11 protein-coding genes and 1 pseudogene are annotated in these 10,689 nt (G+C 34.0%); all 12 read right to left on the bottom strand.

The window, feature by feature from the left end; translation table 11 throughout:
* A partial coding sequence (locus SOR60_RS09425) for an IS110 family transposase (RefSeq protein ID WP_320595799.1) occupies nt 1-190 on the bottom strand: 190 nt, incomplete at its 3' end.
* 296 nt (nt 191-486) lie between these two features.
* Nucleotides 487-1,872, bottom strand: coding sequence for an MFS transporter (locus SOR60_RS09420; RefSeq protein ID WP_320595798.1), 1,386 nt, complete (start codon nt 1,870-1,872; stop codon nt 487-489).
* Between the two features lie 33 nt (nt 1,873-1,905).
* Nucleotides 1,906-2,663, bottom strand: a pseudogene (locus SOR60_RS09415) (MFS transporter).
* Nucleotides 2,618-2,929, bottom strand: coding sequence for an MFS transporter (locus SOR60_RS09410; protein WP_320595797.1), 312 nt, complete (start codon nt 2,927-2,929; stop codon nt 2,618-2,620). The pseudogene SOR60_RS09415 and the gene SOR60_RS09410 overlap by 46 nt, the downstream one beginning before the upstream one ends.
* Before the next feature lie 109 nt (nt 2,930-3,038).
* Nucleotides 3,039-3,206, bottom strand: a complete 168-nt coding sequence (locus SOR60_RS09405; RefSeq protein WP_320595796.1) for a hypothetical protein — start codon at nt 3,204-3,206, stop codon at nt 3,039-3,041.
* A gap of 61 nt (nt 3,207-3,267) precedes the next feature.
* Nucleotides 3,268-4,356 (bottom strand): Gfo/Idh/MocA family protein, encoded by a 1,089-nt coding sequence (locus SOR60_RS09400; RefSeq protein ID WP_320595795.1) that lies wholly within the window; start codon nt 4,354-4,356, stop codon nt 3,268-3,270.
* Nucleotides 4,356-5,210, bottom strand: a complete 855-nt coding sequence (locus tag SOR60_RS09395; protein WP_154541504.1) for a sugar phosphate isomerase/epimerase family protein — start codon at nt 5,208-5,210, stop codon at nt 4,356-4,358. Before SOR60_RS09395 ends, SOR60_RS09400 begins: the two co-directional genes overlap by 1 nt.
* Nucleotides 5,203-6,228, bottom strand: coding sequence for a Gfo/Idh/MocA family protein (locus SOR60_RS09390; RefSeq protein WP_320595794.1), 1,026 nt, complete (start codon nt 6,226-6,228; stop codon nt 5,203-5,205). Before SOR60_RS09390 ends, SOR60_RS09395 begins: the two co-directional genes overlap by 8 nt.
* A gap of 7 nt (nt 6,229-6,235) precedes the next feature.
* Nucleotides 6,236-7,405, bottom strand: coding sequence for a Gfo/Idh/MocA family protein (locus tag SOR60_RS09385; protein ID WP_154541500.1), 1,170 nt, complete (start codon nt 7,403-7,405; stop codon nt 6,236-6,238).
* Between the two features lie 197 nt (nt 7,406-7,602).
* Nucleotides 7,603-8,628, bottom strand: coding sequence for a sugar kinase (locus SOR60_RS09380; RefSeq protein WP_154541498.1), 1,026 nt, complete (start codon nt 8,626-8,628; stop codon nt 7,603-7,605).
* The gene (locus tag SOR60_RS09375; RefSeq protein WP_154541496.1) at nt 8,628-9,254 is read right to left on the bottom strand and encodes a bifunctional 2-keto-4-hydroxyglutarate aldolase/2-keto-3-deoxy-6-phosphogluconate aldolase; all 627 of its coding nucleotides are present in this window, start codon (nt 9,252-9,254) and stop codon (nt 8,628-8,630) included. Before SOR60_RS09375 ends, SOR60_RS09380 begins: the two co-directional genes overlap by 1 nt.
* An 11-nt stretch (nt 9,255-9,265) precedes the next feature.
* On the bottom strand, nt 9,266-10,678 hold the full coding sequence (gene uxaC / locus SOR60_RS09370; protein WP_320595793.1) for a glucuronate isomerase: 1,413 nt from the start codon (nt 10,676-10,678) through the stop codon (nt 9,266-9,268).
* Nucleotides 10,679-10,689: the final 11 nt, after the last annotated feature.

Genomic DNA, 10,689 nt, shown 5'->3' with positions numbered 1-10,689 from the left:
GTAGATGATATTTTCCTGTTGCTTCCATCGTTATTTTTACTTCTTTTAATTTTTCTAGTTTCTTTAATAATTCTTCGACTTTACTTTTGTTTAGGTAAACATCAAATGGTTTCCAGATTATTTTGCTTCCTTGTTCTAATGAACAAACTGTAATTTTATCCTTTGATATGTCTATTCCTACAGATATCATGGTTTTCCTTCTTTCTTTTTTCTTTTGTAGTTTCTACCTGCACTATTACACTCATTTTAGCTTGTGACACGGACGTTTTGCCCTACCTGCTTAACCGAATATTAATAATGAAATGGTAGTTGACAGTTTTATTGTCGGATGTTTTAACCCTAAAAGACTCTCGTCATACTACTTCTTCATTATACAAAAATAGTGCAAGATAGGAATTACTTCCTTTCTTACACTATTTATGGTACTAAAAAGACCCTAAGAAATTTTTCTTAGAGTCTTACTTATCTGTCTTATAATTTTTTTACCTAGCCTCTCTTTTCAGAAAGGTAAGAGTTATTTTTAGAAACTTGTTTTTTGCTTAGTGGATATAAAAATAGTACTACAAGTCCGCCTAAGCCTAGGGCTATGGCTGGTATCAAGGTTGCTATATTGTAGATTCCTACTGCAACTTCTGGCGTTTGGGTTGCTGCTCCTTGTACAAATCCAATTGAAGCTAAAGCAAATCCACCTAGTCCTCCTGCGAAAGCTTGGCCTAATTTTCTTGCAAATGAGTAGATTGCGTATACTTTTCCATCATCTCTTACTCCATTTTTGATTTCAAGATCGTCTATAACGTCTGTAATCATGGCCCATGTTAGGGTATTGAATATTCCTAAGAATACATAGGCAAGTCCTGTTCCTGCTAAGAATATGTACATATTCTTAACTTTTAGTAAATATAGTATGAAAAATATAGCTGCTGATCCTAAAAGTCCTATTACTGTGGCTTCTTTTTTCCCTAATTTTTGTCCCATTTTCATGGCTATTGGTGCTGTTATAAGCATTGGAAGAGTTGTTACAAGTCCTGCAAGTGCTATTCCAGTTGAATCACCAAAGTAGGTTGAGTATACATAAGCGTTCATTGAACCTATTAAAAGCATTCCCAATAGTAGGCAAATTGACACTAGGATAATTGATAATAAGGATTTTTTGAAAATTACATTTCCAATTCCAGCAAGGGCGTTTTCGTTTTTTCCGCCTGATTCTTTTGCTATATTTACTCTTTCTGTTACAAATCCATAACATACAAAATAAGCCATTATTGCAAGTATACCATAAAGTCCTGCAACTAATGGGAATCTTCCCTCAAGTAGAACGTCAGGTTGACCTGCTGTTTTTTGATAAAGTATATATGGAGTTACAAATCCTATTATAAGTCCTGCAATTGTAGCTCCAAGTGTTCTAAAGGTTGATAGTTCTGTTCTTTGGTCAGGTTCTGGTGTAATTGCTGATGCCATTGATCCATAAGGAATATTTATAAAAGTATAACATAAAGATCCCCAAAGTATATAAGTTCCATACATTATTACAATTTTAAGTCCCATTGGTAGGTCTTTTAGGCCTGTTTGGAATAGTAAAAACCCTGCTACCGCCACTGGTATAGCCCCCCATTTAATAAATGGCCTAAATTTACCATCCTTGTTTCCTGGGAATTTATCTACTATTGTACCCATTCCAACATCTGTAAAGGCGTCTATTATTCTTGATACGAAAAATAGGGTTCCTACCATTTTTGGATCTATCCCCCATACATTTGTATAAAATAGCATCAAGAAACTTGAAACTAAGGTGAATGTAAAGTTATTCCCAACATCTCCCGCCGCATAACCAATCTTATCTTTTATTCCAAAAGGTTTTGTTCTTTTTTCCATTTTTATTTTTTCCTTTTCTTTTATATTTTTATTTTATTGAGATTTAGTCATCTCCTTCATTCTCTTTTCATGTAAAAATGTAGCATTTTTATAAACCTTATCTCTATTTAATGGATAATAAATATATATAAGTGCTGCTATTATTATAGTTACATCTGGGTCAAATTTAGTAGCAGGTGAATAGTTGATTATCTCAAGCAAAAATCCTGTAAGCCCACTTGCTGCTGCTTGACCAAGTTTTCTTGAAAATGAGAAAGCTCCATATATTGCTCCATCATCTCTTCTGTCTTTTAATACTTCCAAGTCATCTATTACATCTATAATCATTGCCCATGATGTTATACCTTGGAAGGCCATTCCTATTTGATATACTATTACAAAGCCTATAAATACTTCTGCATTTTTTAGTCTTGAGAAATATACTATAAAATAGGATATTCCTGCTAACAATAAACCAAATATAGTAACTTCCTTTTTGCCATATTTAGCTGATAATTTTGGTACACCGCTGCCATTAGTAAGGTTATCACCATTTGTGATGAACCTATAAAACTCATGGCCTTAACGTTGTTAAAGTAGTTTGGATAAAGGTATGAGTTCATTCCATTTACTGTCATTACTGATAGTAAGTAAAATAATGAAGCAAGAATTAGCCCTATTAAGGCTCTCGATGAAAACATAACCTTAAATGTTTGTATAAATGAAATTTTTTCTTTTGATACTGGTATCTTGACTCTTTCTGTTGTTAGGTAGAAGCATAAAAGTAGGTTATGATTGCTATTATTAAACAAAATAGAGCAAATTTACTCATTGCTGCTCCTGAAAGAACTTCATTTCCAGATTTATTTGTATAGTAGACAAACATAGGTCCTACTACCGCTATTACAAATTGTCCTAATTGGGAACATATAGTCCTCCATGTAGAAAGCTCAGTCCTATGATCTGGGTTTTCACTTACTTCTGATGCCATTGATCCATAAGGGATATTTATGGCTGTATATGAGATAGAGCCCCAAAGTATGTAGGTTACATACATCCATACTACCTTTAAGGTCATTGATGCATCTTTAAACCAAACCGGATATAACAAGAATTATGCAAGAGCTACTAGGCCTGCAACTCTTCTTATCCATGGCAAGAATTTACCATCTTTTGTTGGTGGTGTCCTATCTACTATTTGTCCCATACCTATGTCTGTGAAAGCATCTATTACCTTGGAGAAGCATCATTGCTCCTATAGCTCCAGGAGAAACTCCCATAACATCTGTATAAAATTTCATAAAGAATACTGAAGAAAGAGCAAAGGAGAATCCATTTCCCAAATCCCCAAACATGTATCCTAATTTATCCTCATACCAAAAGGTTTTATTTTTGATTGCATGAAATCTTCCTTTTCTATATATTTGTATCAAGCTTTATGGCTTCTTTTTGACATAATAGGCAAAGTTCTTGTGCCTTGAATATGTGCTCTTGTGTCATGGCTTCTTCTGTGCCGTTAATACAGTCTAGAATCATTTGACCAAAGAATGGAAATCCAACTTTCCCATTTACCTTATAATGGTGCTCTCCCTCGCCATCTACTAAAAATACATGATCTCCTGTGGCTTCTTCTCCTACATTTGTGTATTTTCTAACTTCAATTGAACCTTTTGTTCCTGTTATAAATGTCCTACCATCTCCCCAACTTGAAAGTCCTTTTGGTGAAAACCAGTGAACTTTATAGAAGAATGTTGCGCCATTATCTCCAACTAGTGTTGCATCACCATAGTCTTCTAATTCTGGAACATCAGGATTTGCGTAGTTTCCCACCTTAGATGAAATAACCTTTGCATTTTCATTTCCTGTATAATACAGGAATTGCTCTATCTGATGGCTCCCTATGTCTGTAAGAATTCCTCCATATTGTTCTTTTTTAAAGAACCAGTCTGGACGAGATTCTTTGTTTAAACTATGTGGTCCAAAACCTGTAACTTGAATTACCTTTCCTATCTTTCCTTCTTTTATAAGTTCTCCTGCAAAGATTGCTCCTTCTACGTGTAGTCTTTCAGAAAAGTAAACAAAATACCTTCTACCTGTTTCTTTTTGGACCTTTCTTGTTTCTTCTAATTGCTCTAGTGTTGTAAAGCCTGTCTTATCTGTAAAATAGTCTTTTCCTGCTTTCATAACCTTATTTCCAAGCTCAGACCTAAGGTTTGGTATAGCTGCAGCTGCAACCATTTTTATAGAAGAATCTTCAAGGATTTCTTCTAGGCTTTCTGCTCTTTTTGCTTCTGGAAATCTTTCTAAGTACTCTTCTATCTTTTTAGGATCTTTATCATATACGTAAACTATGTTGGCACCAGCTTCCTTTAGGCCATTGGACATACCATAGATATGTCCATGGTTAAGGGCTGCTATTGCTACAGGAAACTCACCATCTTTAACTACTTTGTTGGCCTTTCCTTTAGGTGCATAGTTCATCCCATCTTTTTTATTGATTGCCATTAGAATAAGTCCTTAAATCCATTATCCACTAACCAATCATAGGAGATTTTAAGTTCATTAAATGGATCTCTACCATAAGACATATCTTGTTCTACTAGTAGGTATCTGCATCCTGATTCTATAGCTTGGTCTGCAATTTCTTTTAATGGAAGAGAACCTTGACCTAATGGTGCAAATCTTGCCCTATTATCAAATGATTGTCTGAAAGCATTCACATCTGTTTGCATAAGTTTTAGATCATCTTCAGTAAGTGGCATTACTTCATAGTCTTTAAGATGAACGAGTTCTACCTTTCCAGCATATTTTTTGAGGATATTTACAGGATTTTCTCCTCCCTTTTGTACCCAATGCACATCAAGTTCAAATCCTAATTCTGGAGCGTTTTCTGCAATTATATCTAATAAGTATTTTCCATCATATTTTACAAATTCTACATGGTGATTATGGTAGTAAAGTTTTATTCCTTCGTCTTTAAGTTTTAGGGCAAATTCGTTTGCTTTTTTTGCAAATTCTATTGCTTTTTCAATGTTTGCCATTTTATCAAATGGAAGCATTCCAATTCTTAATAGGTCTGTTCCTACAGCTTTGCAATCAGCCACTATCTTATCAAAATCTGTATCAAGAGATTCTTGACCTTCAAATTGTGGCTCAACAGCAGCAGACATTGCTGCAACTTCCATGCCAAAGTCCTTGCAAGCTCTAATGATTTCATCTATATTTTCCTTGCTTGTTTCGACTTGAGATACCTCTACTGATTTGTAACCTATATCATTAAGTTTTCTAAAAGTTTCATATACTCCATCATTTTTAAAGCTATCAACAACCGTTGAAGCTTGTACTCCTATTTTAGTCATTTAATATATCCTCCTTTGTGATTTCCCTTTTTCCATTAGATGAATTAATTATAGCTTGAATTAGCTCCATAGTTTGTAGAGCGTCAGAAAGATCACAATAATCATCTGTATCATCTATAATGGCTTTGTAAAATTTATTGATTAATTTTTCATGTCCTGCACCATAGTAATCTTTAGTTTGGCTTGATTTTTCATCTTCAGCTAGCATATTAAGCTTTCTATCAAAAAGTCTATTTTCCTTGATAGTGTATTTTTCATTCTTAGAAATAACTTGAAGCTCAATTGAATCTGTGATTGAGTAAGCATTTGTTGCAATAAACAACCCATTTACCCCATCTTCGTATTTTATAAAGGCATTTGCTGTATCTTCTACTTCAATCTCAGTATTCATAAGTTTTGACATTCTTGCATTTAAACTCTTCCAATCCTTGCCTGTCACATATCCCATAAGATCTAGGGTATGAATAGCTTGATTTATGATTACTCCTGCACCTGCTTCTTTAAGTCTTCCTCTCCAAGGTTCTTCATTATAGTAGCTCATATCTCTAAACCAGGTTACAAGGCCCTTTACTGCAAAAACTTCTTCTTTATTTTTTTCTAGTAACTCTTTTAGTTTTACTACTGAATTGTTGTATCTATTTTGAAAACATATACCAAGTTTTTGCTTACCCTTATATTTTTTATAATGGTCATAAAGTTCTTTTGTTTTAGCATAAGAGATATCAACTGGCTTTTCACAAAATACGTTAAGTCCATTATCAAGAGCATATTTAGAAACTTCTGCGTGTAGGTAGTGAGGAAGACAGATATGAACTACATCTAAATCTTCCTTATCTATCATCTCTTTATAATCAGAATAAGAAGGAGTTACATCACAATGAGTTTGCTGACATTTTTCTCTAGCCTTATCTTCTTTTATATCACATACCGCAACAAGTCTTGCGTATGGAGAATGATTAATAGAGTGTAGGTGGATCGGAGAGACTGTCCCTAATCCAATTACTCCAACTTTTAACATATGTTACCTATTTTCTTTCCTCAAATTTTCCTTCTTCTTTAATTTTTTCGTTTAATAATTCTAGATATTTGTCATCATCGAAGTCTTTAACTGATACAGGTTCGCCTAACCAGCTTGATAAATGAACTGCGTTTGCAAGTCTAACACCATTTATTCCTTCTGCACCATTTGCAAGAAGTTCTTCTCCATCAAGAATATGAGCTGCAAAGTTTCTCATAACTTCACAATGTTGTCCCCCCCATACAGAGTTTTCTTCAATAACTTCTGTATCATAAAGGTCATCAAATTTCATTTGACCTGCAAAAAGCATCTTGACATCATCAATTGTCATTCTAGCATTAAGGTCATTTTCAGTTTCTTTTAGTCTGTAGATAGTAGCTTTTTGGGAATTATCAACTACGATTTTTCCTCCATCGCATACTATTTCAAGCCTATCTGTACCAATGATTTCGTTTGTATTTGTTACAAATACACCTGTTCTACCATCATCATATTCCATAATAAAATGAACTTGATCATCTACAACTATATTTCTTTGATATCCATAATGAACTGATGAATAAACCCTATCAGGAACTCCTGTCATCCATTGAATAAGATCTAGTTGGTGTGGTGCTTGATTTACGAGTACTCCACCACCTTCTCCTCCCCAGGTAGCTCTCCATTCAGATTGTTCATAATATGCGTCTGGTCTCCACCATGTTGTGATAATCCAGTTTGTTCTTCTTATTGGTCCTAGTTCTCCAGCATCAAGGATTTTCTTTAATTTTCTATAAAGTGGGTTTGTTCTTTGATTGAAGAATAGTGCATATGCCTTATCAGACTTTTTAGCAACTTCATTAAGTTCTTTAACTTGTTTTGTATAAACACCTGCTGGTTTTTCGTTAAGTACATTTACACCATGTTCAAGTCCATAAATTGCCATTTCTGGGTGAAGATAGTGTGGCACACAAGTTACAATTCCTTCTACAAGTCCTGAATCTATCATTTCTTTGTAGTCTGTAAAAGTTTTGATGTTTGGATGAATTCCTTTTGCCTTTTCAAGTTTTTCTTCGTCAATATCACATACAGCAACTAGGTCTATGTTAGGAACCATACCTTCAGAGATGAATTTTCCATACATTGAACCTTCTGTACCATAACCAATAATTCCGAATTTTAATTGTCTTTCTGCCATTATTTTCTCCTTACTTGTTTTTTATAATAATTGTTAAATATTTGCAAACATTTTTCTAATAATTAAAATTTCGCTAATTTTTGTTAATCTTCTCTTTTACTTCCATCTTAGTTTAGATTTTATTTTTAATTTAGCAAAGCTTTTCTTATATGTTTTTTAAAGGGGGCTGTTATTTCTAACTGCCCCTTTTGTTTTATTTATCTTTGAACTCTTCCTGAAGCATCTCCACCAGCAAGTCTTTCAACTTCTTCACGAGAAACATGATTGTAGTCTCCCTTAATTGTATGTTTAAGCGCTGACGCAGCTACTGCAAACTCTAAAGCTTCTCCTTGGCTCTTTCCATCAAGAAGACCCGTGATAAGACCTGCAGCAAAACTATCTCCACCACCAACTCTGTCTACGATTCTTAAGTCGTATTTTCTTGATTGGTAGAATTCTTCTCCATTATAGATTAAAGCTGACCAACCATTATCACTTGCAGAGTAGGATTCTCTTAGTGTTGATACTACATATTCAAATCCAAATTCTTCTTTCATTTGTTTAAAGATTTCTTTGTAAGCATTGGCATCAAGTTTACCACTTTCTACATCTAGACCTTTTGGTGTAAATCCTAATGAAAGTGACGCATCTTCTTCGTTTCCTATACACACATCTACATATTGCATAAGCTCTTTCATAACTTTTTGAGCTTCTTCTGGAGTCCATAATTTTGCTCTATAGTTTAAGTCGATTGAAACTTTTGCTCCAGCTTTTTTAGCAGCTATCATTGCAGCTTTTGTTATCTCTGCACCATTTTTAGAGATTGCTGGAGTGATTCCTGATGTGTGGAACCATTTAGCATCTTTAAATATTTCATCAAAATCAAATTCGCTTACGTCAGCTTCTGCAATTGCTGAGTTTGATCTGTCATATATTACCTTTGATGGTCTTGATGAAGCACCTGTTTCTGAATAGTAAATTCCTACCCTTTCTCCACCTCTTACTATATAGTCTGTGTTTACTCCATACCTTCTAAGTGAATTTACAGCTGCTTGTCCTATTTCATGAACTGGTAATTTTGTGACATAGTGAGCATCATATCCATAATTTGCTAAAGATACTGCAACATTTGCTTCTCCACCACCATAGATTGCATCAAAGCTTTCTGCTTGTACAAATCTTTCATATCCTGGAGTGGATAATCTTAGCATTATTTCTCCAAGTGTTACAACTTTTTTACTCATTATTTTCTTACCTCCGCAATTTTTTCTAAATATTGTTTAGCTTTTTTAGTGATTTCTTCTCTACTTCCCTTTACAAGGTTAGAACCTGCTCCTACTGCTACAACTCCTGCATTAAACCAATCTTCTATATTATCAAGACTTACTCCACCTGTTGGCATAATTTGGAAATGTGGGTATGGTCCATGAATTGCTTTCACATATGAAGGACCTGCAAGAGAACCTGGGAATAGTTTTATAATATCTACTCCATATTCATATGCTGTTAACATTTCTGCTGGTGTTACACAGCCTGGCATATAAGGAATATTATATCTGTTACAAAGTTTTGCAACTTCCTTGTCAAATGATGGTGAAACTATGAATTTTGCACCATTCATTATTGCAAGTCTTGCTGTAGTTGGGTCAAGAACTGTACCTGCACCGATTAGAGTATCTTCTGGAAGTTCTTTTTGCAATCTTTGGAATACTTCTATAGCATTTGGAATTGTAAATGTTACTTCAAGTGTATTTATTCCACCATCTATAAGTCCTTTACAAAACTCTATTGCTTCGTCAGCAGAATTTGCTCTAATTACTGGTACTATTCCTATTTCCTTGATTTTTGAAATTGTTTCAATCTTTGACATATTTTCTCCTTTTATTTAAAATCTACTTTTATAAATTTTTTAGCATTGTTTATGCAAATGTCTTCTACAACTTGTCCTAAGAATTTTTCATCCCAAGGATATTCTCCTCTTTCTACAAATCCCCCTATAAAGTTACATAGAATTCTTCTGAAGTATTCATGTCTTGGGTAAGATAGGAAAGACCTTGAATCTGTAAGCATTCCCACAAATTTAGAAAATACTCCAACTTGTGAGAAAATTTTCATTTGATCTATCATTCCTTCCTTGTGGTCTAAGTGCCACCAAGCTGTACCAAGTTGAACTGTTGATATCTTTTCTTCATTTGCCCTGTTAAATGAACCAGCTATGGTCATTATTGGATATTGGTCTTTTGGATTTAGTGGGAAAATTATAGTTCTTGGCATACCTTCAGCCTCTTCTATATCTGAAAGAATATTTGCAAGGTTTTCTGAGAATGCAAGGTCTGATTGACTATCTCCACCAACATCTGCCCCAAGAGCCTCGAACATCTTCTTAGAATTGTTTCTTATAACTCCAACGTGAATTTCCATAGCCCAGTCAAGTTTTTTATACTCTCCTGCTAAGAATAATAAAATTTCTGTCTTAAACTTCTCTTCTTCTTCTTTGCTTACTTCCACTCCTGAGATTTTTCTTCTTACTATCTCATTTACTTCATCTTCATTAGCTCTTCTATAAGGGATATATTGGAAAGCTTGGTCACTTGCCTTACATCCATTTTCATTAAAGAATTTAATTCTTTGGATTAAGGCTTTTTTTAGACTTGTAAAGTCAGTGATTTTTATTCCACTTACATCTGAAAGATTATTAAGATAGGAGTTAAAGCTATCTTTTTCTATATAGATTGCATTATCTGGCCTAAATGCTGGTTTAACAACAAATCCTAAATCTTCTTTTTCAAGTTTTTTATGATACTCTAGTGTATCTGTTGGGTCATTTGTTGTGCAGACTGCAGCAACATTGCTCATCTTGATAAGTCCTTGTGGTCTATATTCATCTTTAGCCAAAAGCTCATTACACTTATCATAAACTTCTTTTGCATTTTCTTTGTTTAGTGGATAGTCTATACCAAAGTAATTTTTAAGTTCTAGGTGAGTCCAGTGATAAATTGGATTTCCTATTAAATATGGCATTATTTCTGCATATTTTTCGAACTTTTCAAAGTCATCTGCATCACCTGTGATATATTTTTCTTCTACACCACACGCTCTCATAACTCTCCACTTATAGTGATCTCCACCAAGCCAAGCTTTGGTTATTGATGGAATATTTTCATTTTCATAGATTTCTTTTGCTTCTAGGTGACAATGAAAGTCAAAGATTGGAACATCTTTAGCATAGTTATGGTAAAGAGTTTTGGCATATTCATTATCAAGCATAAAATCATCTGTCATAAATTTGTTCATTTCGTCTCCTT

Origin of the sequence: Anaerococcus porci (assembly GCF_034090325.1) — a bacterium.
Lineage (GTDB): Bacteria > Bacillota > Clostridia > Tissierellales > Peptoniphilaceae > Anaerococcus > Anaerococcus porci.
Note: the sequence above shows the minus strand (reverse complement) of the source record. Positions and strands in the feature narration are given on the sequence as shown.